This is a genomic window from Chryseobacterium kimseyorum (assembly GCF_025971945.1).
Classification (GTDB): domain Bacteria; phylum Bacteroidota; class Bacteroidia; order Flavobacteriales; family Weeksellaceae; genus Chryseobacterium; species Chryseobacterium kimseyorum.
The window spans coordinates 1-22,243 of the sequence record NZ_JAPDHW010000028.1 but is presented as its reverse complement, the minus strand read 5'-3'; the positions used below and the strand labels follow the sequence as shown (position 1 = coordinate 22,243).

The following is a 22,243-nucleotide window of genomic DNA, read 5'->3' as shown; positions in this document are numbered from 1 at the left end:
GATCAACTTATCAAAACATGTCCGAACTGAATTCAGGTCACTATCTAATTAAAATAAATTATGGATAATCAAAATATAGCATATTCGATCTTAGAGCTTGCTGTTGTGCCGCAAGGGAGTAATTTTAAAGAAACTTTAAACAATTCGCTGGCACTGGCGAAGGTTGCAGACGAAAATAATTACACGAGATATTGGTTCGCAGAACACCATAACTCGGAATCGGTGGGGAGCAGTGCTACATCTATCCTAATAGGATACGTTGCCGAGAATACCCGGAAAATTAAGGTAGGATCAGGGGGGATCATGCTTCCCAATCATTCGCCGCTGGTCATTGCAGAACAATTTGGAACATTGGCTCAACTCTATCCAGGCCGGATCGACCTGGGATTAGGCAGAGCTCCAGGTACGGATATGCCGACCGCACAGGCTATTCGTTCAGATTTTATGAAAGCAGCACATTCCTTTCCTGCTGAAGTGGAAAAAATAGAGAAATACTTTTCAGTAAATAATAAAACCGGTACAGTCAGAGTTCCTATTGCTGAAGGAGTTGATGTCCCTATTTACATTTTAGGATCAAGCACTGACAGTGCCCACCTGGCTGCTGCAAAAGGATTGCCATATGCTTTTGCAAGTCATTTTGCATCCACACATCTTCACTCGGCTTTGGCGATTTACCGTGAAGAATTTCAACCGTCTGAAGAATTGGTTAGACCTTATACCATTGCAGGAGTCAATATTATAATCGCTCACACAGACGAAGAGGCGGAACGATCTTTTACCTCATTGATCAAAATGTTTTTTGGAGTTTTGACAGGAAATTCATAACCACTCCAACCTCCGACAGAAATGACGGAAGACCTAAAAGAGATTTTAAAGCACCCAAGTCTTTATCAGATGTTAAAATATTCATTCGTAGGAAGTAAAGAAACGGTAAAAAGACAGGTTGAAGATTTTGTGCAAAAAACAATGATTGATGAACTTATTATGGTTTCTAATATCTTTGCACTGGAAGACCGCATAATGTCAGCACAACTTTTTGCTGAGTTGATGGATGAGATCAATAGCGGACGATCTTCTGGTATTTAATAAATCAAAAATAAAATGACTAAGAAAAAACCTTTTAACGATTGTTTTAATACAGTGAAACCTGTAAAGGATGCTCTGGAAGTGATCAATGGAAAATGGAAACTGGCCATTATTATCTCTGTCGGTGTAGGTAACGAGCGTTTCACTGATATCCAGGACAGTATTGAGGGTATAACACCCAAAGTTTTAGCAAAGGAGCTAAAGGATCTGGAAAATCACAGATTGATCAAAAGAGTCATTATAGAAGATTATCCTGTAAAGATCATCTATAAGTCTGAGCCCTACGCCGACACGTTATCTCCTATCATTTATGCTTTAAAAGAATGGGGAATCAGGCATAAAGAAATTATCTCTCAGAAATAGATCGGGTAACTTTTATAAATCAACCTTGCAACGGTGTAATGTACATGCCCAAAAATCTGTTCAAAGATTTAATTTGATATCAACATCTTTTTGGCAATTGTCAAAAATCTTGCGGAGAAGTAGTAATTTCTGGTAAGTGCTCAGTGGATAGCACAATAAAACAATTAAACTATGAAAGAATTTACCATCATTTTATTTTTATTTAATTGCATATTTCTCACAGCACAAAAGCACGTTCCGTCCAAACCTCGAATCCTTATCAGTACAGATATCGGAGGAACAGATCCTGAAGACAACCAGTCAATGAGGCATCTGTAGATGTACAGCGAAAAATTTTTGATTGAAGGCCTGGTTTCCTCGCCGTCTTATGGTGATGGAAGTAAAGGTAAAATTCTCAGAATGATCGATCTTTATCAGAAAGACCTTCCAAAATTAAAAAAACATCGGTCAGGATTTGCCGAGAGTGACTTTCTCCGATCAGTAACAAAACAGGGTTACCGTGGTAATGTTTCTTTTAAAGGCTACTCAAATACGACCGAAGGTTCCTACTTGATTGTCAAATCAGCCAGAAAAAAAAGCACTGAACCACTATGGGTTTTATGCTGGGGGGGATTGGAGGATCTCGCACAGGCACTTCATGACGCTCCCGAGATACAAAAAAAATCAAGGTATATTGGATCGGAGGTCCCAATAAGAAGTGGAGTGCCAACAGTTATGCATACATCGTTGCAAATTTCCCAAATCTTTGGTTTATAGAGAATAACTCGTCCTACTACGGATTATTTATAAAAAGTAATGAGATCGATAATGTATCAACTTCGAGCTACTATGATCATTTTCTTCATGATAAGAGTTATCAAGGCAGGGATGTTAAACAGTATTAAAACGGTGAAGTTAAAATGGGTGACACCCCTTCGCTGCTCTATCTCTTGGATGGAAATCCGGTTGACCCCACAAAAGAAAGCTGGGGCGGCAGTTTTAAAAAGTTTAAGCACAGTTCCCGAATCATATTAAAACGTCCTTCATTGGTTACGGAAAGTGTGGCTTTCTGTTACATCTCGGAATTTAGATTTGCCGCTCCGAAAATTGAAGCCGAAAAGGAATCTATCCAATTCCATTTGTAATTTCCCTATGGGAAAACTGTCCAAAAATGGCCGGGATATTATTAGGTGACGGGCAGTATGCCCTTCGTTACATTTCAAAAAAGGCAGAAATCTTAAATTGCAAGTTTAAATCAAAAATTAGAGAGCTGGACAATATAATCGGTCATCTTACTGTATCCAATCTATGGCCTGGCAAACGAAATGAAAAAGACTATCAGATTGGGATCAAACTGGTATACAGACAAACAAGATCCGCTACTGTATTTTGGTAAAATACAGGGTGGGAGAACGGTATCTAAATGGCGTGGTGAGATATTAAGGGATTAGGCTGAACGCTGGATGTGGCTGAACGAAAAATAGTAATCTTAATATAATATTTTTGGGACACCTTTTTTTAATTCTGTCAAAATCGAATCGCCGGTAAGTCGGTATCATGACCGGTCTTGAAAAAAAAAATTCAGCAGCTTTATTAATATGAAAGCTTATGCCAAATGATACTTCATATCGGACTTTTCTATTAACTATCACTATCTTGTTTTATTAGATTTTTATATCATTCTATAGTTTCAGAGTTTACTGTCATACTTTTAAAACTATCTAAAGTAGTCAAAAATCGGCTTTACCATGCAATCATCCTAGTGGCTTCAGAACCTTTATCATTGCATAATATGCTCGTAAAAGACCTTTGCTTATGAAAAAAAATTTGTTATATGGAGAATTCTTTTCCACTAAAACTTTTTGTTTTCTGATTTTTGAAGAATGAAATACTTTTCAATACTAATTCTTTCGCCGGGCGATAAAGTGCCATATTCTTGAAGAAGCGAAATTAAATTATCGTGCTTAATGTGTTATTTATACTTGTATACTGTTGATTGCAAAAAAAGTTTTTTTATTTAAATGTAGGTTTTGTAATACCGAATAGGAGGAAAGATTTCATCCTCATTTAATTTGCAAACTTTTTGCGGCCTTCTGAGACTAACAGATTAAACTTTCTCATTTACGTCATCATAATTTCATGTGTATTATAAAGGATTGATATCTCTATCTGATACTGCATACGGCGATTATGCCACGTTTGGTGGAAAAACTGTTGTTTCTTTTTTTTAATCCATAAGTCTAAAAAATTAGTGAATCAATATCTCGAAAGATCGTTTTTACCACGCCTCTGGTTTCTATAATTTCTTCAGCACCAATTGCTATTTCCGGAAAGTCTTTGTTTAGTGGTGTCAGACAGTTTTTTTGCAAATCAATTTTCTTTGCTGAAAAGCCTTCTCCCGGCATGTACACTATGACGAGTTTTCCATCTGCAGCTTCTTCATCGGATCTGATGATCATAAAATCTCCCGGCATTATATATGGGTAGTTTGACATTCCTTTGGCTCTTCCAATGAATGTAGCTTCCGGTTTCGAAAGAAATTTTTCGTCCAGACTTATCCTTTTTCCCGAAAAGTCTTCAGCAGGCGAGGGAAAGCCGTTCGCAATATTATCATGCACTTCAACATAAAACCTGTCACCATCCTTTTTTACAGGAAAGAATTCTATTTCATTAAATATATTTTCTGCCTTCTTTAAAATCATGATATCTCAATTAAATCGTTCCACTTAGTTGTATAACATTTTGAAAGCCTTTCCCGGAGCATTTTTTCTCTCTTCTTTAAATCACTGGAGGCAAGAGTTACCACCGGATCCATCTTGGAAATATTCAACTGATCTAAAACCTTCATCAATTTTTCATGTTTTGGACTTTCATTAAAAAATAAATTTCCCTGTTTGTATGGTACCGGAGTAATTTCGTGAACAACAACACCAGTTTTCTTGTAACCGTAATTTGGTTTATAAATGATGTCCAGAGCTTTCTTTGCATATTTAGCTATTGTAATATCGGAATTTGATGCAAATGGAAGACTGATAACTACCTTGTTTGCGTATTGCATTTCATGCACTTTAAACTGGTTTGTAATGACAAATACTTCAACTTTGCTGCAGTATGATCCTGCTCTTCTCAGTTTTTCAGCGCACCTGGTGGCATATGTTGAAACTCTTTCACAAAGATTTTCATACAGGTATTCATCTTTTGCAAAACTTCTGGTCGTTGCAATTGCTTTTTTCCTATCAGTCTCTTCGAGATCCAAATAATTTAATCCGGAAAGTTCTTTTTTAAGCCTTAATCCAACAATACTCAATTCTTTCTGAACGGTGTAATCATCGAGCTGTGTGAAATCATAAGCGGTTTTGCAACCCCACCCAACCAATTTCTTAGAAAGCTGCCGGCCAATTCCCCAAACATCTTCTATAGACAGCCATTTCAAAGCTTTGATTCTTTTCTCATCAGTATCAATCACGTATACACCATTCCATCTGTGAGAAAATTTCTTAGCAATTTTATTGGCAACCTTCGCTAAAGCTTTGGTTGGAGCAAAACCCACAGAGACAGGAAGCCAGCAGTTTTTGCGAATCGTGGTTCTCATCTTCTGACCGTAATCATGCAGATTATAATTGTCGAAACCGGTAAACTTTAAAAATATTTCGTCTATTGAATAGACTTCAACTTCCGGAGAGAACTCTGAGAGTGTATTCATGACCCTTTTGCTCATGTCATCATACAACTCATAGTTGCTAGAAAAAATATGAAGATCCTTATTCTTCTCAAATTCCTTCAGCATAAAAGCCGGCAATCCCATTTTAATCCCAATTTCTTTAGCCTCGTTGCTTCGTGCAATTACACATCCGTCGTTATTCGACAAAACAACAACAGGTTTTCCGTTGAGTTCCGGCTGAAAGGCTCTTTCGGAAGATGCGTAGAAATTGTTACAGTCAACTAAAGCATACATAATTATCAAGGAATGAAATTTGGTGTAAAGTTAGACAAAAATTAATCCGAAAAACGTACCATATGTGCTACAGATTTTCCACACAGTTTACAGCGAAGCAGCTTGAAGAATATTATACGGCGTGTGAAATTGAAAATGAATATTACTTACAGCCGGAATTGAGTGGTTTTGATCATCCCAGAACTGCGATAATAATGGATGATGCACCTGATGAAATTGTCACAGGAATCTGGGGACTGTTACCTGCATGGGCTAAATCTGACTTTTACAAAAAAGCCAATACTTTAAATGCCCAAATAGAGACTATTGATACAAAGGCATCCTACAAAAACTATGAAGAAAACAGGTGTTTAATACCTGCACATTTATTTTATGAATGGCAGTGGCTCGATTCGAAAGGAAAAGAAAGGAAAAAATTTCAAATAGGATTAAAGAATCATAATGTATTGTCCTTTGCAGGAATCTACAGCATCTGGACTCATGCTAGAACAGGTAATCAATACAAGACCTACAGCATCGTAACAACAGAGGCGAACGAACTGATGGCAAAAATCCACAATACAAAAAAAAGAATGCCTGTATGCTTAAGTAAAGATTCAGGTAATGCCTGGCTGCAAGGTAGAGACCGTATGGACTTTTCATTTCCAAAGTATGACCCTGATCTCATTGCTGAAGAAATTGAACCCGGAGTCGTTGATTTGTTTTCGCCTGCGAAGAATAGTGACTAGCATACTATTGGCTGTGTGATCCTGAAAATATTATTTTTATTATTATCCCAGCGAAAAAATTTCTTTTTTCACTGTGTCATTATGTAGGTTTACAATCTTGATAATTTCTGATGAATTGTGATGTTAGTTGTGGCATCAATGAGATTGCGGAGTGCTGATTTTAGATTATATTTCCAGATCAGTATTTAAATGCTTAATAATTTTTAAATTTAGTATAAAATTCTTTATTTTGACCTTTTTATTTGTATTACATTTATCAAAATCCTAAAATGATTTTAAACAAAGCTATTCTAGAAATAAAAGTTGAAGAAAAGACGGATATTAATTAGGTACAAAAATTAATAACATGAGTAGAAAAATTGTTCAAGGTCCAATCAGCGATAAAGCAAAAACCAAGAAAAAATTGTTAAAAGCCGTAGGTGAAATTTTAAAGAATAAAGGTTATACGGGATTGATGGTCAGTAAAATAGCCAAAGTTGCAGGTTGTGACAAAAAGCTTATTTATGAATATTTTGGAGACACGGATAAATTGGTTAATGAATATTTGAGATCGATAGAATTTTAGAAAAATTCTAGTGATTCTGTGGAAGATACAACCAATAGTGACGAACAAAAGCAATTAATAAAATTAACCATGCTTAATCAATATGATGATTTGAGAAATGATGTAGAACTACAGAAATTAATTATCTGGCAACTATCAGAAAATCGACTCTTATTGAAACGAATCGCTGAGTCAAAAGAGGTCTCGAGAGATGATCTGTTCGCAAAAACAAATGTAAAATCGCAAAATGGCAGAGCTATATTTGCAATTTTAGAGGCAGGGATAATACAGCTTTCTTTAAATGAATCCACTAACGCAAGCAATTTATGTGGTATAGACACTAAATCTGAGAAAGGGAGGGATATGATCAAAAATGCACTGATAGATTTTGTTGACCTTGCTTTTACTCAACAGCAAGATTTGCCTAAACAAGTCCACAATCAATAAATCTTACAAAGGAAACTGTTAGAAGGATAGTTGCGATGGAAAAAATTATACGTAAATTTATTGAAGTAAAATGTATTTTCGCTCTAGCACTATTGTATCTCGCAAAAGAGATTCTTTCTCATTTATTGATATACAATAATCACTAATAATTACTGCCGCGTTTCCTCGTAAGGCTGACTGATTTTCTACAGCAAAATATATTTCTTGGTCCCTGCAGAAAAAATCTTTTGGGATATCCGTAATCGAAGATTACAGAACCTCCAAAAAAGAGATTTTAAACTTTTTCAATGTGCTTTCTTATTGTTTTCATGGAATTGATTGTAGTTTTACTTTTACCTGCCTGAATGGTAATCTGGATAGAAAAGTCATAATCCTCACAAGAAGCAAATGCAGTTAATTAAAATTATAATCCTTAGATTATATAGATATACATAAGCTTATAGGCTATTATGAAATGTGAGCAGATCGCTTGAAAAACTTATATGGTTTTGGGACGGTTTTGAGTGCTGCTTCAGATTTTAAGGTTTTAAACTGAAGCCGTCTGATGAGGTTTGGTTTTGCTTAAAGGTGGTTTTGCGCCTCGTGTATCTTATCAGTTTGATAGCGAAAAAGCTAATATATCTTGTTTTTGCCTATCAATAAATTGATGTCTAATACCGTAATAGTAGAAATTGCAAAGAGTAATAGTCTCTACTTAAAACCGTTAGTTAAGGTTAAAAGCCTGTGACCTTTGTCAGGACTGATTTTTACTGTTATGCGTAAATCTCCGGAAGATCTTACTTACAGGTAATTAAATGTGTAGAAGCTTCATTTTCATCATAATATCAATCTGTTCTTTATTTCCTAATTTGAATACATGTTTATCAAATGGCGTAAATTTATTTTTTTCATAGAAGCGAATTGCTCTAAGGTTTTTTTCCCAAACGCCAAGCCAAACAAAATCTACTTCCAGTGCTTTGGCCACTTCAATAGCTTTTTCGTAAAGTATTTGTCCTGCGCTTTTTCCATGAAACTCTTTCAATACGTAGATCCTTTCAATTTCAATCGATTTTTTACTTTTGATCTCAGTTTGTGAATCTCCGAAATTCACTTTTAGGTAACCGATGATCTTATTGTCAAGCTCTGCGAAATAAAATTCAGAATTTTTATCTGACAGTTCGCTCTTGACTTTCTCGGTTGCGAATGCAGATTCTAAGTATGTTTTAAGGTTTTGTACACTATTGTCTGCAGAGAATGTTCCGAAAAAAGTTAGCTTTCCAATGTTTTGTAAGTTAATATGATCTGTTTCTACAGCTTTTCTTAATTGTAAATTTTGCATTTCTGTTAATTTTTTTTATTCCATTCGTAACTGAGCCAATCATTTTTCTCAGATGCACCAATTTTCCCAGAAAATTTCTGTCCGGATGTATTCCAAGGCGCAATGTTCCATTTTATTTTCAGGCAACTGTTCATGATAGCTTCTTCTTTCAGTACGATCATCACTTTTTCACTGATTTTACGACCACGATAATTTTAATCTATATAAAGTTCTTAATGTGAATAACAGAAGAATATTTAGATGCTTATAATTGGCAAAACTTCTTTTTAAGCCTGCAGATTATAGATATTATGGACCCAATAATATAATATTTTGTAATCGTACTTTGAACAATAGTCTTTATAATGGCTCGCTTAATAAAATCCTGTGAACTCCTTGTTATCTTAATGAATAGCTGACAACATTTGTCCATCTGTCCCAGTTCTGTAAACTTCGGACAGATGGCAAAGGATTATTTTTAAGGAAATATTATTATAAAAATGTTTTTAAATAATCGATACTTGCTGTCCATACAATACTTTCATAACGATCGTTTGCAAGATGATTGTGCTGTGTTGAGAACATTGAGTACATGTATTGTCCCTGTTGGAATTTTGCGTACAATTCGCTTTCACCGGCCGGATCATCAGCTCTTTGTTTCTTGATGTATTCCGCAAAACTTTCTAATGTTGCAAGTTGATGCAAATTAAATTCCTGGCCGGTTATTTCTTTCACATCATCAAGGATCATTTTTGGACTGATCTGAAAACTTGCGATCTGCAGATTTCTTGGCGCTGAATCGTCCAAAGCAACTTCTGCTGTGAAAGCTGCGGTATCATCCATTGTTGTGAAATCAAGTTTCCAATCGGCTTTCTCTCCCCAATAGCCTATACTTTGATCTTTCAGATTCAGAATTGGCGTATTGTACTTCAAAATATCTGCAAAACAACCATTGAAAATTGATGACGCCTTGATAGGCGACTGATCAATGTACTTTTTAAAAGTTCTCCTAAGATCGAAATTTCTGTTTTGGCCTTCCTTCAAATTATTATAATCAGTACAGAAATCGGAAGGAATAAATCTTGGGACATCTGCTTTTATGGCGCCGTCTAAAATCTTTTTTTGCAGATCAATAATGACATCTCCTAATCCTGCCAGTGCAGAAACTACGCAGTCAACATCTATGCATTCAGCAGATATTGAATCAATATCGTTTAAGTCAATGATCCTCACCTCAACGCCCATTTTTTCAAGTACCTCAATCTTGTCTAGGTCGGTTGAATCTCTAACAATTGCTTTGACGATGGCACCTCGTTGAATCAATTCTCTACAAATTCTGTTTCCCAAATTACCTGTTGCACCTGCAACTAAAATTGTTCTTTTCATATTTCTTTTTTTAAGATGCTAAGAAGGGTAGTACGATATCAAGGACTTCCTGTGGTTTTTCTTCAAATAAATAATGTCCGCTGTCCGTGATTCCGACAACCTGTAGGTCAGTGGCAACAAATGGCAATCCGTAATTCATATAATTGTAACTGATGTAACTTCCAATTCCCAAGACCGGCATCGTCAATCGCTGATAGTGCTTGGCATCCTCAATATACTGATGAAAGGTTTGATACCAGGCATTGGACGCCCTTATGCTGTCTTTGTCATCGTAAGCTGCTGCATAAACCGCCCTTTCAAGTTCCTTCATTTTGCTTTCATCAATCATAACGTAATTAAAAAGCCATTCCTGCAGCAAATGAAATTTGCCTTCCAACAATTGTTCAGGCAGACCCTTGACCTGATTGAATCCCATCCACCAAGCATAAGGCATTTCGCTGTCCATCTTTTCATTGAAAGTTCCAGGAGATGGTATGAGCGGCATTTGATACATTCCTTCGCTTGGATGTGATCCATCAAGAACAATCAGTTTTTCTGTAGATTCAGGAAAGTTAAATGCGAAGCTCATCGCGACCATTCCTCCAATGTCATGTCCCATCAAACTAACTTTGTCAAAACCTAAATGCAGAACAAGCTGATGGATATCTTTAGCCATTGTCTTTTTATCATAACCTGATTCTGGTTTTTCTGATGTTCCCATACCTCTAAGATCAACAATAACAACACGATATTGTTTGGCCAATTGCATTGCTATGGGTTGTAATGAATACCAGGTTTGCGGCCAGCCGGGAAGACAGATCAATGGTTTTCCATTGCCGCCATCCACATAACGAAGTTTGATACGGTTAACGGTTGTGTATTTATTTTCAAAGCCGGGTAGATTCTTTACCAATTCAGCATCAGAATACTTGTCTGCTGTAATGTTTGAATTGTCGATCAGATCGATTTTAATTTGGTACAAAGATTATAGAGAGGGACTCGAACCTATGCCCTAAAATGCCTATTAAACCGTATCTTTTAAGCTATAAAATAGCTGTTGCCATGAATGTTTTTTAACCTGCTACTCTTCAATTAAAATTGATAAAGAAAGCAATGATTTTAGAACAGTATTTAATTATTTTGCAATTTACGACAAAATTACCATTCTATAATAGTCATTTATTAAGATTCAAATAGTTGAAATATTAATCAATATATTTTTTCATACGATGTAATGTGATTTTTATTTTAGCAAAGGCAAAAAATAATCAATAAAAATTGAATTATTTTCAAAGTTCTAAATGCAATATAAAATACGATCAGAGACGTTACAAATAAAAGAAGAAATTGCTTGCCGGTCTTTTGTACTTAGATACTTTTTAGATATTTTGATAAAAGTTTATATAAATGTTGAAGACTGAAAGGCTTAAGCAGATATTCGTCAGCTCCACAGCTTAACTTCATTTCTCTTACGTTTTGTTTTCCACTTGAAAGTATGATGGGAATATCACATAGATCTAGATCAGTTTTTAGAATTTTAACCGCACTGATTCCGCCAATCGGTGGAAGATAATTATTCATGATAATGAGATCAGGATTAATGTTTTTTACTTGACTGATAATCTCTAAAGAGGTTATTGAGAAATGAGTAATAAAACCTCTTTTTTCGAAATCAAGTTTAAGAATATCTGTAATGTATTGATCATCCTCAAAAATTAAAATTTTTTCTTTGTTCATGATAAGCACATGCAATTTCAAATCTTATGCCAGCAATAGTGTTATGCTGTTAATACGAGTATAGTTGGATAATGTAGTAAATTAAATTGTTCAAATAGAGGTTGTAAAAAATATACACTCTACTATATATCATCTTGAAGATTAGTTATAAATCCAAAAATGAAAATTGTTGATAACGGTCTTTTGTTTTGACTCATAATTTCACCACGTCTTTTTAATAATTTTTTTAATCGCACCAGCTAGAAAGCATTTTATAAAGATTTAAATAATACTACTCAAATTCTGTCGTTGCGGTTAAAAGTCCTGGAAAAACTTCTAAGCCGGTCATAGTACCAGTACGGATTACATATGTCAAACCAACTCACATCAGCGAATGATTACATTGATTATGACTTAACGAATCAAAATAATGTTATAGTCGTGGTAATTCTTAAACTAAAAATCTTACATGATCCCTGCCTTATGGAGGAGAAAAGACGCTTATAGAATCTTTAGAATTACTTTAGTAGCTTAATATTTTGAAGTCTGACGAGTTTGTTGCCTTGAGAGCAAAAATTATAACACTTCTGTTGGGTCAGGTGTATTATAGTAATTCTTCAAATTTTGAAAGTTTGGATCTGTATGAAAATATGTTTTCGAATCAAAAATCTGTTTGAAGTACCATCCTTTTAAATGCTGGTTAGCGAACTCTAGTTTTTCAAAAAATGTTTGTAGAAAAAAAATTAAGCATAAGGAAGTACTTTACATCTGTATCAATCTTTAAATGAAATATTTTACTCATTAGCACTATGCTATTCATCTTTTTCAGTCAACTCTAATCTGTAAACTTGAAAATCATTGTCAGAAGAAAACTGAATGCATTTTTCAAAATCCTGATCGTCGTTAAAAGTAAAATTGTTATCTAAAAATTTCGTCATTTCATTTTGATTTTTAGGCACAACAATATAACGGACACTATCACTCAAATTAAATTCTTGGGCAAAATTTTTTAGTCTTAAGGTTCGTTCGAGCGCTTGCTGATAATTCATTTTAATAATCTCTTTTTTATTTCAACTTCTATTTTTTTTGATACTAAACCAGTTAGTTTTGAAAAAACACTTTTTAACAGGTACTTATAATATAATATTGTTATCATAACTAAGCAGTAATTTCGGTTCAGATAAAAAAAATTCTTTACATATTCAAACATTAGTGATTACATGCGGTAAATATTTATTGGAATAGTTACTATGTAACAGATGTTTTAATTACACTGCAATTATGATGAATTCAATTAAATTAATATCGCAAACTTACATGCAGCTTAACAAAATGAGCTTATTAAAAAAGACCTTTTACTTATGAATTTTTACATATTGAATGGTATAAAGAAATTTGGATTTTCAGACGGTAGTTACTTGAGTCGATAAGAATGTTGATATGCATAGTAAAAACAGTTTGTTCTTCAACGTCATTATAAGGATGTCTTGTATATAAATGAGCGCAAGTCAAAGATTCGGTAAAAAAATCAAAAGTATCTTAGAAGTTTGTAAATTAAGTAGTTGTCTATCAATTGTCTATCTACCCATCCGTCATTCTGTAGGATTTTTACCTTTATAATTATCTGTTAAAGCGTCAATATCACCTATATAAGTGTAGCTGAATACAAATGAAACTTCAATCTTCAAGTTTGCATGTAATTGCAAAGATTTAATCCTAAACAGTTTTTACTTAATTTATAGTCTTAAATGACTTAAATTTATTTCATTTTCCAAACTTTTAACAAAGTACTTGCTTGGTGACTAAGCAGATTTTACAACATCTTTCAATAACATTTATAGACTATTTGTTTTTACTAAATAATATTCGAGCATATTTTTATATATCACTTTCTGTCAGCTGGATAATCTTCCGTTTAAATATTGACTATTACAAATTTGTGAATATTTTGCCCTTAATAATTTTAACATAATATTTTATTACTTTTGTGGTTTGAAAATCTTTCCGATCGAGTTATTCATTCATAAAGTATTGCAGAAAAAAAACTACTTAACTATTTACAAAAACACCTGTATTTATTATTCGGGCAAAGTTTTCTGTCATATCTTTTACCTAATTTTTGCTTTTTCATTTTCCCAACCATTAGATCAAAATATCAGAAAGCAAACAGATGTACACAATTCTGAAGAAATTGCAAAGCTTCAAGTGCAGTCTAAAGGAGTTATATATATTAAAGGTGGTGCAAAATTATTCAATGCTGATAATTCCATTTACAACGCTGAAATAATTGACAAAAATAAATCCAACACCAGGAACTATAAGAAAAATTTCAGAAAAAAAACACCTGCAAAATCAGTAAAAGAAAATACTGAGGTCAGGACCCCAAAAACGCTCTACTTTTATAAAAATGCTGCTGAAAATGTGCATCGTGGCAAAAATGAAGTCAATAATCTTTTCAGTATTATAATTTCTAATGATCATAATAAAAGTGCAATTGCAACTGCTATTATACTTGTTAGTAACTTCTTGATTTCGGTGGTGCTATTTGTACTGATAAATTATTTAGCACCAATCCAGAAAAAGATTTTAAATATTTTAAGAGTTAGACCTCCACCAATATTCTTGAATTAGATTTTAGTAAAAAGCGATCTCTTTTCACAGTAGTAGTGTTAACAATCGCTCAATTCGATATTTATAAAGTAAACGGCTTTAAAAAGTTGTTGAAACAAGATTAATTTAACAAATAATTCGATAAAAAAATGAACAAATATATTTTATTTTTATCACCATTTCGAGGTCTAGCGCTTATGCTCATTTTAGCGGGGAACTTAATTTTTGCTCAAAATGCCGCTCATTCAGATGATCAACGGGAGGAATCGATCACGATCGCATACAGTCATCCGCTTAACTACTTTCTTAATGATGATGTTAAGTGGGAAATGCGAAATGAAAAAGGTCAAATTGAAAGTAGTGGTTTTGGTTCTATTAACAATCAAAAAGTAAAACAGCCGGGACTCTACACGGTATTAATTAATGAAAAAAAATTAGGTACTGGACAAACAAACGATCACAACCAATTTCCTTCAAAAATCAATATTAATGTATCCTCCAAAAGTCTAGATTTTGACTTTTCTACACTGAAATTTTCAAGGGACATTAAAGGGGGACAAGCTTCAGACGGAATTATTGTGAGCATTAATGCAATTTATAATTCTTTTGATAATGCAAAAGTAAAATACGATCATCAGATGACAAGTGCTGGTGTGGGAACAACAATCGTAGGAAAACTCAAAGGTGGAAAATTTGAACTTAAACAGGGCGTAAATACGTTACAATTTATAATTGAAGGAACTGCTGAAAAAGGTAACATGATTATGTTGGATTTTAAGGATATCAACAATCAAACACAGTCGTATAGTTTAACACAAAAAATTTAACAATGATTTTCAGAAATTATATAAACACTTTTTCATCTGTTATTGTGTTGCTTTTCAGTATTGGAGTCCAGTCATTGAGTGCTCAGGGTAATTGTACTTCAGGTTGTAACAATAATACTTTCGTGTACAGCTCAAATCCAAACACATTAGAGTACGACAATTTAGTATCTATATTTCACTCCACAATGGCTAAGGAAAGGGACGGTACGTTCAAAGTGTGGGGGCAGCAAAGTGGTAGCGATGGTACATCGGCGTTGCTAACTCCAACAGTCATTGCACCTGGTACTGGTACTGCAAATTTTAATTACACCGGAACAATTCTACGTATGGCAGCAGGTAGTAACGAAAGTAACGCTTCTCAATTTACAATTTTGACTACTGATGGATTGTATGTTTGGGGAACTCCAAATACTTTACTTAGTAGTACAATTAAAAGTTCTGCAGTTTTTAGTAAAATCACTGTTAATGGAAAGGCAGATGGTTTGCCCCCTGGTGTTAATCCTGCTGATGTGAAAATGATGTTTGGTTCAACACTTACTTTGGCCATTGTAACATGTACAGGTGATGCATGGGTATTATCAGCTATAGGATCAAAAAATGGAGATGGAACAACACAAGATGCTGCCAATAATATTATTTGGCATCGTGTTAAAACTAATGCTACAGGGAATCCAAACTTAACAAGTGTGGTTGCTGTCCGAGGAACACCTAATGCTTTATATGCACTGACTTCCACAGGAAGAATTTACACCTGGGGAACAGGCACATATATTAACAGTGGTGCTGCACAGACAAGAACATTTGCAACGGAAATGTCAGTCCCGACTAATGCCGTCCCTAAAATGATCGGAATGACTCAAAATGGAACTGCTCAATCATATTACCTATTGGCTACTGATGGCAAATTGTATTGTATGGGTGATAACAGTAATAGACAGCTTGGAGATGGTACATTAACGACAAGAACAGTTTGGGTTCAGCCTCAAAAGATAACAGACCAAAATGGTCAGGGTGTTGGAAATTTAGAAAATGTGGTGTATATTTCTCCGAACGAGCACTCAACTTGGGCAAATTCTGCCGCAATCAATATTTTGACAGGTGCTAACAAGCTTTGGGCATGGGGATCAAATAGTGGTAATATGCTAGGGCAAGCAACTTCTACTGCTTACTATGATACCATATATATGCCGGGTCAGTCTACTGCTACCAATGGATTGTCTACAACAGATGACGTTATTGCAGTTGAAACTGGCGGTCACACAACTATAAACATTAAAAAATGTTCACAAAGTTACGGATATGTTGGTCATAAAGTTTCAGGAAGTATGGGTGACGGAACGTCGACTAATGCCAACGTCGCAACCTATTCATACTCGACATCGATATTATTTGTTTGCGGTACAGATTTAGGACCAAAAATTCAAAATTTAAAAATATGTCAAAATCAGACTGCCAATCTTAATAACGCTGTTCAAGAACAAAATCCTAGCGAGGTAGAATGGCATGTATCAAATGATCCAACTAGTGCTGTAATAACGAATGTCTCAGCAGTAGGTCCGGGAACGTATTATGCGTTTTTTACTGTTGCGTCTGGGAAGTGTAGAGTTATTGGGTCTATCGTAACTGTTGCATACTATGCTCCAGGAGACTCTGGTATTTTTTCTTGTGCTTGTTTTAATGATGCTGCAACAGGAGGTACGAACCACGACACCAAATTTGGAATCACATTGTTAAAAAGAGCAGGAGTTCAAAATACAAATTGGCCATTAGTTAGAAAATCTGGGCACATAGCATTGGAGTCTAATACGAAAGGATTTGTATTGACAAGGATGACAACTGCGCAATTGGATGCTATAAAATCGGCTGGAAATGCTGTTGAGGGAATGATTTCATATGATACAACTGTTAATTGTTTAAAGATATATTCAGGAGGTGATTGGAAATGCTTTAATATTCCAAGCTGTCAGTAACTTAATAGGGTAAACTAAGGTGTGGTGAGTTCATCCACCTACGAATGTCTAACTTTTAAATTATATTTAACAAAATGAAAAAAATAATAACAACGATATTTCTGAATATTGCGGTATTTAGTTATTCTCAAATTATTCTTGGCGGAACAAACGGGACCGCACCGGCAAACAATAAAGCAGCTGTACTTCTAGAATTTGAAGCAGGTCTCAATAAGGGTTTTATACTACCGTCCGTGAGAACATTACCGGTTGCGCCAAACGTCACTCCAGGAACTATGTTATTGGACGCTAGCGTAAGTAACTCTACACAAGCAAAGGTCAGATTCTATGCTCCTAGCAACGCTAACGCAGATGTCAGTGGTTGGGTAGATTTAAGCGCTGGAAACGTTGCAAATCTGACAACCTTTATGAGCCTACAACCTCCGTCCACAGGAGTAGGTGCAGTGACCGAAGAGACTGCTGCAAAAACTATTATTGGAGCTGATACTTCCACTGCTGATGGTGTATTAGTATTAGAATCTACAACAAAAGTTATGGTATTACCTCATGTAGCTACTACCAATGACATTAAAGATCCTACTCCAGGAATGATGGTCTATATTAATGGAACAAACAAACGTTTGGCTGTATATAATGGTCTAAAATGGACTTATTGGGCTGCTCAATAATCTGCTAAGATCTTTTAATAACTTTATCAATAAAGATTATATTTACAACTAACTACCGTAGAAGGAAATTCTTTCTGCGGTAGTTGTTTTTATGCATCATTCCTAAAATATGATTCATAAGAGTTGACATCAATAATTCTATTTTACCATACTCCAGAAATGCATACCTGGCTCTGTGGATTTTCACCTAATTGTCGCAATGTCTATTTGGAACTCAACAAAGTTTTTTCCAGAAATTATGATGCAGTCTCCATCTTATTTCTCAAGTGAAGAATATCAATTTTATAGCATAATACAATAACGATTAATTTCTGCATGTATTTACCATACAATTTATCACAAACTGTTCACGAAAAATCTCCTAAAATCCTTAATATTGTGACAATCTTGCACAACAATCGTCTGATGTCAGGCTTGGTTGTAGATTCATCCATCATTCACTTTAAAATATTGTGAATGCAAAATCTGAAGAAAGTGGCAGGTAATGTTTCAATATCTCTAAAATTAATTGTGGTGCATATTACTGATTAACTGTAATTTTTTTAACAGTTATCATTCGCCTTTAGTCTTTAAAAAAATGATCTATAGATATTATTGTCTGACATGTACAACGGCGCACATTTATCAATAATAGTAAGGTTGCTAAGAAGTGTTGTCAATGATAAGAGAATTATATTTCGTTTTTATTTATTTTTTTTATTTTATGTACAATTAAATCTTAGTGCTTGGTCTCAAAATAAAATCCAATTATAACTAATAATTATTATTAATATAAAAATTTCAAGTCGTTCTCAGGTTAGGGTGATGTTTCATCTTTTTAAAGTGCTAATTTGTGTTTTGCTTGCCTGTTTTTTGTATTATTGTAATAATTCTGCATGCCGCTTTTGACATTGTTCCTCCTACTGCATTTAATTACTCTTAATATCCAGTATTTGGAAAATTAGTACATCGGGGGGATGTTTTATAATAAAGAAAGTACATTCTTTCTCCTAAAATCTTTAACTGAGTCAATTCTTGAATTTAGGATCTTAAGAAGTTGTTTTTTGAGAATAAGAATTTAAAAAATATCTTTTTAATAATCCAAAAATCGTTAATTACGATAAATGCATCATAAAAAAGTGTCAAAGAACACTTCGCAATCTGTTATAATAATAAACATTTTGTATAATCTATATTTTATTATAATTACATTTTTCATAACAATTGCTAAATTATTAAATCAAGAAATTTAAATTTAATTTTTTAAGCTTAAAAAGGTTTAGTTCTATGTCTTTTAGTCAAACGGAAAATGTAGCTATTAATAATAATACGCCATCTGCTACGTTGGATAGTAATGGTCTTTTGAAAATCCGATTTGCCTCTACTTCAAGTAAGTTTGCCAGTTACACAGTTTTAGGTCTTAATGATCCTACTAGTGAGGTCATACAGATTAACTTTAGTGTATTTTCGAGCAATGCGATTAATATTACTATATCGGTTGCAAAGAAGACATTAGGGATGAGCTTAACCAATCTATTTATTGTCAATCCAAATAGATTCAGAACTGGTCAGTTTAATAATTTGTTTAGATCGACAAATAGTTAATGCGGCTTTGTTTGAAGCGACTACACATGAGTACATTATCCCATCGGACAGGGTCTATGAAATTTATCATAGCTTTAGACACGGTTCTCGTGTTGAAGTATTGGTCTTAGCCAATACTCCTAGTGCTGCGATAGCTCAAAGTAGAGCCAATGTATAATGTATATTCATTGGATGACAGTAGGTCTTTTAATGGAGTTAATGCCATTGTAGCATCAACCCTTAACACTACCGCCACCATTAATTCTTTTTATCAATTTCTAGCCAGTGATAGGATTTCTTTTGGATCGATAGGGGGTTCACTAGTGAATGTAGGAGTTTTAGAAGGGCAGGGGCCAGCTTCCTTTTCAATTAAGGAAATTTCCAACTAAATGTAGGCATATATTTTTTAGTGATCATAAATTTTCAGTGATTGCTGATCTTAAAGAAATTTCTTTCTCCATTTCGCTACGGTATTCCTACTGAGTTTAAACTTTAAAGCAAGTTGGGTGATGTTTAAACAATTGTCTTCTTGATATTTTAAAATTTCTTTAATATCTTCTTCTTTATAAGATTTATGTTTTTGGTTACTTCGCTCCACATCAAGCGAAGACTGAGGAAAGAGAATTTGATTAATTTTAATCGCGTCGAGTGTTGATAATTTTTTTTTATTAAGAAGAGTTTTGCAAATCTCCATTTTTTCAGGAAATTTCTTTAGTATCAGATCAGTATATATCGCTTTGTAATTTGCTCCTTCTGTATTCATTCAAATAAATTAAAAGTTAATAATTTTTTGTCTTGAAATGACAATTAAGTCGGTTTGTTAGACTTATTTATCCATCTGTAAAGGGTCGTTTTAGCGATATTATATCTTTCCAAGATTTCGGGAATGGTCATTTCTTTCTTTTCAATCATCTCAACCATAAAATTGATTATCTCAATGCTGTAATAGTTTTTCCGCAACTGAGGTAACTGAGAGCGTGTTTTCTGTCCCCTTTTAGCAACCGTCATTTTAGGCGTATAGAGAAGAAGATGGTATGTGTACAGTCTAAAAAAATCGTATTCTAACAATTTGCTCCATCGAAGTAATTTTTTTGTGCTGATCTCATCACTTTCATACATTTCTACAAGCTCATCTGGAGAGCAATCAAGAAAGTTACATATTCGCACAGCATCGATATTTTTTTCGTATACTGCCTGCTTGATAAAGCTTCCAATATGTATCTCCTTTAAATATTCATTCATCGTATTATCTTGAAGTATTATGGTATAAAAATAATAATAATATTATAATATTTCTGTATAATTTTAATTTGAAATAATGTTATGTTTTATACTACGGTAATGGAGTAGGACGTGCTGATTAATTTCTGAAGCAGAGTAAATTCATAATATTTACATCAAATTGTTATACTATTCTTTTGGTGCAAATTCTGTGAATCTAAAATTAATTAATATTAAAACTGTGCATTGTTTGTGATTAGAATCATATTTCTTGATATATTTGCCAGAATTTTCAATAACATCTCATCGATAACAATTCTTCAACAACATATGCATCATCATTTTCGTTCACAGATAATAAATAAAATAATTTTCGGGGCACTGTTCTTTTTCTATTTAATAAGTGGTTCTGTAATGGCTCAATCTCTCAAAAATCCCAAAGAAACTCCAAAGGCTGAAATCACTTTGAAAGGGGGGGCTGTCATCACATCAACGGATGGAGCTTTCAACAAGCAAATTACCACGGATAAAATTATACGGGATAAAAAAACAGAAATCACATTTAATAAGAATGGTGAGAGTCGTGAAATTATGACGTTTACGGAACAAGAGTCTAAGATGGCCAAATCAAAAATGAAAGTGGATGATAAAAATAAAGCGAAGACGGATTCATTGCGCTCGGTAATGGAAAACAAGAATAAAAAAGTAAATATATTGAGAGAAGAATCTTAGCCGTGTGCAATAATAGCTATTTATTGGTTAAATGTTTAAATAATGGATTTTTAATTGTATATCTCTGATGTTTTTCTTAAATTTAAGTCATTAACAATTGTTGATACAATCTTTCTGAGCAGGAAATTTTTTCTGCTCTTTTTTTATGCAATCATCTGTAGAAATTAAATGAAAGCCTTTATTGAGCTGTATGGTGCGGTTTCAAATCTATCAGCAACTTATTCGATTTTGAGGGTCCATTGCTACCATAATTTCTTATGTGCGGTAACAGTCAACCTTTATAATGCTAGCTTCTGTACACGAAAAAAAATTCCAATATTTAATTATACTATTGGAATGCTGTAAAAATATAATTATTAAGTTCTTTGTCTTTAAATGTTTCACCTGTAAAGAGAATCTTGGAAAGTAAAAACTATACTATCTCATACCGTCATTATATGAAAGAAGTCGAATTATTTTGAGATAAAAATGTTTTGTAATGACGAAGTTATGCTCTTTCGCTGATTATAGCTAAATCCGAATAGTCCAACCTTAACAGAATAATTTTTTTTCTTTTTGAATGTACTTTTAATATAAGTGACCCTAAAATTATGTTGTGCCTAACATTGTAATCTTTAATATAATTTTGCGGGAATTCTATTTCCGGCCTAATGAATTTTTTACTACTAAACGGATATGTTTTCCTGATTGTAACGCATCCCCCTGAAAATTCATAAACTATCATCTTCACTTTTGTTAGTGCAAAAATTAGTAGAATAATCGTTAAGATTAACATAGAGTCAATCAGGGTACGACTGTTAATTATTATGCAGATTGATATAAAGATCATTAATCCGATAATGCTATAGGCAGTTGCTTTAGCGATACTACAATTAGATACTTTCATTATTTCAAGATTTGGTTTATCGCTTTTGTCATTTTTTCTAATCGCCAGCATATTGCTTGAGACATGACCATAAGCTTCATTGAGATATCTCAAAATTAAAAATAAATTAAAAATATACAATATCATATTTTAAAAAATCAATTATGCTGTGTAATTATACATCATATTATATTAATTGATAATGTAATAGTATTGATAATTAATTATCTATGATTATTATGTAATCATATTTTTTTTTTTTCCATTAATTTTTCACAGAATTTTACTATAAAACCCTGTATAATAT

21 protein-coding genes and 1 pseudogene are annotated in these 22,243 nt (G+C 33.6%); 12 read left to right on the top strand and 10 right to left on the bottom strand.

Annotated elements, in window-relative coordinates; all coding sequences use genetic code 11:
* Window positions 1-60 precede the first annotated feature (60 nt).
* The 4 genes and pseudogenes from OMO38_RS19775 to OMO38_RS19765 all read left to right on the top strand — a co-directional run bounded on the left by OMO38_RS19775 (window position 61) and on the right by OMO38_RS19765 (window position 2,573).
* A pseudogene (locus OMO38_RS19775) lies at window positions 61-1,086 on the top strand (LLM class flavin-dependent oxidoreductase).
* 15 nt (window positions 1,087-1,101) lie between these two features.
* A complete protein-coding gene (locus OMO38_RS19770; RefSeq protein ID WP_264751905.1) occupies window positions 1,102-1,449 on the top strand; it encodes a winged helix-turn-helix transcriptional regulator in 348 nt (115 codons plus the stop codon).
* A 318-nt stretch (window positions 1,450-1,767) separates the two neighbouring features.
* Window positions 1,768-2,205 (top strand): nucleoside hydrolase-like domain-containing protein, encoded by a 438-nt coding sequence (locus OMO38_RS20370; protein ID WP_406567340.1) that lies wholly within the window; start codon window positions 1,768-1,770, stop codon window positions 2,203-2,205.
* Between the two features lie 143 nt (window positions 2,206-2,348).
* On the top strand, window positions 2,349-2,573 hold the full coding sequence (locus tag OMO38_RS19765) for a DUF1593 domain-containing protein (protein ID WP_264751904.1): 225 nt from the start codon (window positions 2,349-2,351) through the stop codon (window positions 2,571-2,573).
* A 1,095-nt stretch (window positions 2,574-3,668) separates the two neighbouring features.
* Here the strand turns inward: OMO38_RS19765 and OMO38_RS19760 are convergent.
* Both OMO38_RS19760 and OMO38_RS19755 read right to left on the bottom strand, forming a co-directional pair.
* Window positions 3,669-4,130, bottom strand: a complete 462-nt coding sequence (locus OMO38_RS19760) for a LexA family protein (protein ID WP_264751903.1) — start codon at window positions 4,128-4,130, stop codon at window positions 3,669-3,671.
* Window positions 4,127-5,383: a Y-family DNA polymerase gene (locus OMO38_RS19755; protein WP_264751902.1), complete on the bottom strand. Its 1,257-nt coding sequence runs from the start codon at window positions 5,381-5,383 to the stop codon at window positions 4,127-4,129. Before OMO38_RS19755 ends, OMO38_RS19760 begins: the two co-directional genes overlap by 4 nt.
* Before the next feature lie 62 nt (window positions 5,384-5,445).
* Between OMO38_RS19755 and OMO38_RS19750 the strand changes: the two genes are divergently transcribed.
* The 3 genes from OMO38_RS19750 (at window position 5,446) to OMO38_RS19740 (ending at window position 7,102) form a co-directional block, all read left to right on the top strand.
* The gene (locus tag OMO38_RS19750; protein ID WP_264751900.1) at window positions 5,446-6,111 is read left to right on the top strand and encodes an SOS response-associated peptidase; all 666 of its coding nucleotides are present in this window, start codon (window positions 5,446-5,448) and stop codon (window positions 6,109-6,111) included.
* Window positions 6,112-6,457: 346 nt separating this feature from the next.
* Complete coding sequence (locus tag OMO38_RS19745) at window positions 6,458-6,676, top strand: TetR/AcrR family transcriptional regulator (RefSeq protein WP_264751899.1); 219 nt, start codon at window positions 6,458-6,460, stop codon at window positions 6,674-6,676.
* 18 nt (window positions 6,677-6,694) lie between these two features.
* On the top strand, window positions 6,695-7,102 hold the full coding sequence (locus OMO38_RS19740) for a hypothetical protein (RefSeq protein WP_264751898.1): 408 nt from the start codon (window positions 6,695-6,697) through the stop codon (window positions 7,100-7,102).
* Between the two features lie 790 nt (window positions 7,103-7,892).
* On the opposite strand, the gene OMO38_RS19735 is transcribed toward OMO38_RS19740, so the two are convergent.
* The 6 genes from OMO38_RS19735 to OMO38_RS19710 form a co-directional block, all read right to left on the bottom strand.
* Window positions 7,893-8,420, bottom strand: coding sequence for a GNAT family N-acetyltransferase (locus OMO38_RS19735; RefSeq protein WP_264751897.1), 528 nt, complete (start codon window positions 8,418-8,420; stop codon window positions 7,893-7,895).
* Between the two features lie 5 nt (window positions 8,421-8,425).
* Window positions 8,426-8,581 (bottom strand): hypothetical protein, encoded by a 156-nt coding sequence (locus tag OMO38_RS19730; RefSeq protein WP_264751896.1) that lies wholly within the window; start codon window positions 8,579-8,581, stop codon window positions 8,426-8,428.
* A gap of 310 nt (window positions 8,582-8,891) precedes the next feature.
* A complete protein-coding gene (locus OMO38_RS19725) occupies window positions 8,892-9,785 on the bottom strand; it encodes an NmrA family NAD(P)-binding protein (protein ID WP_264751895.1) in 894 nt (297 codons plus the stop codon).
* A gap of 10 nt (window positions 9,786-9,795) precedes the next feature.
* Window positions 9,796-10,746 carry an alpha/beta fold hydrolase gene (locus OMO38_RS19720; RefSeq protein ID WP_264751894.1) on the bottom strand — a complete coding sequence of 317 codons (951 nt, stop codon included), beginning with the start codon at window positions 10,744-10,746 and terminating at the stop codon, window positions 9,796-9,798.
* A gap of 386 nt (window positions 10,747-11,132) precedes the next feature.
* Window positions 11,133-11,501 carry a response regulator gene (locus OMO38_RS19715; protein WP_264751893.1) on the bottom strand — a complete coding sequence of 123 codons (369 nt, stop codon included), beginning with the start codon at window positions 11,499-11,501 and terminating at the stop codon, window positions 11,133-11,135.
* A 791-nt stretch (window positions 11,502-12,292) separates the two neighbouring features.
* On the bottom strand, window positions 12,293-12,529 hold the full coding sequence (locus tag OMO38_RS19710) for a hypothetical protein (protein ID WP_264751892.1): 237 nt from the start codon (window positions 12,527-12,529) through the stop codon (window positions 12,293-12,295).
* A gap of 982 nt (window positions 12,530-13,511) precedes the next feature.
* Here OMO38_RS19710 and OMO38_RS19705 point away from each other — a divergent pair.
* The 4 genes from OMO38_RS19705 to OMO38_RS19690 all read left to right on the top strand — a co-directional run bounded on the left by OMO38_RS19705 (window position 13,512) and on the right by OMO38_RS19690 (window position 17,555).
* Entirely contained in the window at window positions 13,512-14,111 is a 600-nt protein-coding gene (locus OMO38_RS19705; protein WP_264751891.1) for a hypothetical protein, read from the top strand.
* 128 nt (window positions 14,112-14,239) lie between these two features.
* Window positions 14,240-14,917 carry a hypothetical protein gene (locus OMO38_RS19700; protein ID WP_264751890.1) on the top strand — a complete coding sequence of 226 codons (678 nt, stop codon included), beginning with the start codon at window positions 14,240-14,242 and terminating at the stop codon, window positions 14,915-14,917.
* Window positions 14,918-14,919: 2 nt separating this feature from the next.
* Window positions 14,920-16,887, top strand: a complete 1,968-nt coding sequence (locus tag OMO38_RS19695) for an RCC1 domain-containing protein (RefSeq protein WP_264751889.1) — start codon at window positions 14,920-14,922, stop codon at window positions 16,885-16,887.
* Between the two features lie 74 nt (window positions 16,888-16,961).
* Window positions 16,962-17,555, top strand: coding sequence for a hypothetical protein (locus OMO38_RS19690; protein WP_264751888.1), 594 nt, complete (start codon window positions 16,962-16,964; stop codon window positions 17,553-17,555).
* Window positions 17,556-19,557: 2,002 nt separating this feature from the next.
* On the opposite strand, the gene OMO38_RS19685 is transcribed toward OMO38_RS19690, so the two are convergent.
* Together OMO38_RS19685 and OMO38_RS19680 are read right to left on the bottom strand one after the other, a co-directional pair.
* Window positions 19,558-19,881 (bottom strand): helix-turn-helix domain-containing protein, encoded by a 324-nt coding sequence (locus OMO38_RS19685; protein ID WP_264751887.1) that lies wholly within the window; start codon window positions 19,879-19,881, stop codon window positions 19,558-19,560.
* Window positions 19,882-19,925: 44 nt separating this feature from the next.
* Complete coding sequence (locus OMO38_RS19680; protein WP_264751886.1) at window positions 19,926-20,360, bottom strand: helix-turn-helix domain-containing protein; 435 nt, start codon at window positions 20,358-20,360, stop codon at window positions 19,926-19,928.
* 231 nt (window positions 20,361-20,591) lie between these two features.
* On the opposite strand from OMO38_RS19680, the gene OMO38_RS19675 reads away from it, so the two are divergent.
* The gene (locus tag OMO38_RS19675; RefSeq protein ID WP_264751885.1) at window positions 20,592-21,071 is read left to right on the top strand and encodes a hypothetical protein; all 480 of its coding nucleotides are present in this window, start codon (window positions 20,592-20,594) and stop codon (window positions 21,069-21,071) included.
* Window positions 21,072-22,243: the final 1,172 nt, after the last annotated feature.

Bases quoted from the DNA above. Each gene is read 5' to 3' on its own strand.
- OMO38_RS19770 (WP_264751905.1), top strand. From the start codon at position 1,102: ATGACTAAGAAAAAACCTTTTAACGATTGTTTTAATACAGTGAAACCT.
- OMO38_RS20370 (WP_406567340.1), top strand. From the start codon at position 1,768: ATGTACAGCGAAAAATTTTTGATTGAAGGCCTGGTTTCCTCGCCGTCT.
- OMO38_RS19765 (WP_264751904.1), top strand. From the start codon at position 2,349: ATGGGTGACACCCCTTCGCTGCTCTATCTCTTGGATGGAAATCCGGTT.
- OMO38_RS19760 (WP_264751903.1), bottom strand. From the start codon at position 4,130: ATGATTTTAAAGAAGGCAGAAAATATATTTAATGAAATAGAATTCTTT.
- OMO38_RS19755 (WP_264751902.1), bottom strand. From the start codon at position 5,383: ATGTATGCTTTAGTTGACTGTAACAATTTCTACGCATCTTCCGAAAGA.
- OMO38_RS19750 (WP_264751900.1), top strand. From the start codon at position 5,446: ATGTGCTACAGATTTTCCACACAGTTTACAGCGAAGCAGCTTGAAGAA.
- OMO38_RS19745 (WP_264751899.1), top strand. From the start codon at position 6,458: ATGAGTAGAAAAATTGTTCAAGGTCCAATCAGCGATAAAGCAAAAACC.
- OMO38_RS19735 (WP_264751897.1), bottom strand. From the start codon at position 8,420: ATGCAAAATTTACAATTAAGAAAAGCTGTAGAAACAGATCATATTAAC.
- OMO38_RS19730 (WP_264751896.1), bottom strand. From the start codon at position 8,581: ATGATCGTACTGAAAGAAGAAGCTATCATGAACAGTTGCCTGAAAATA.
- OMO38_RS19725 (WP_264751895.1), bottom strand. From the start codon at position 9,785: ATGAAAAGAACAATTTTAGTTGCAGGTGCAACAGGTAATTTGGGAAAC.
- OMO38_RS19715 (WP_264751893.1), bottom strand. From the start codon at position 11,501: ATGAACAAAGAAAAAATTTTAATTTTTGAGGATGATCAATACATTACA.
- OMO38_RS19710 (WP_264751892.1), bottom strand. From the start codon at position 12,529: ATGAATTATCAGCAAGCGCTCGAACGAACCTTAAGACTAAAAAATTTT.
- OMO38_RS19700 (WP_264751890.1), top strand. From the start codon at position 14,240: ATGAACAAATATATTTTATTTTTATCACCATTTCGAGGTCTAGCGCTT.
- OMO38_RS19695 (WP_264751889.1), top strand. From the start codon at position 14,920: ATGATTTTCAGAAATTATATAAACACTTTTTCATCTGTTATTGTGTTG.
- OMO38_RS19690 (WP_264751888.1), top strand. From the start codon at position 16,962: ATGAAAAAAATAATAACAACGATATTTCTGAATATTGCGGTATTTAGT.
- OMO38_RS19685 (WP_264751887.1), bottom strand. From the start codon at position 19,881: ATGAATACAGAAGGAGCAAATTACAAAGCGATATATACTGATCTGATA.
- OMO38_RS19680 (WP_264751886.1), bottom strand. From the start codon at position 20,360: ATGAATGAATATTTAAAGGAGATACATATTGGAAGCTTTATCAAGCAG.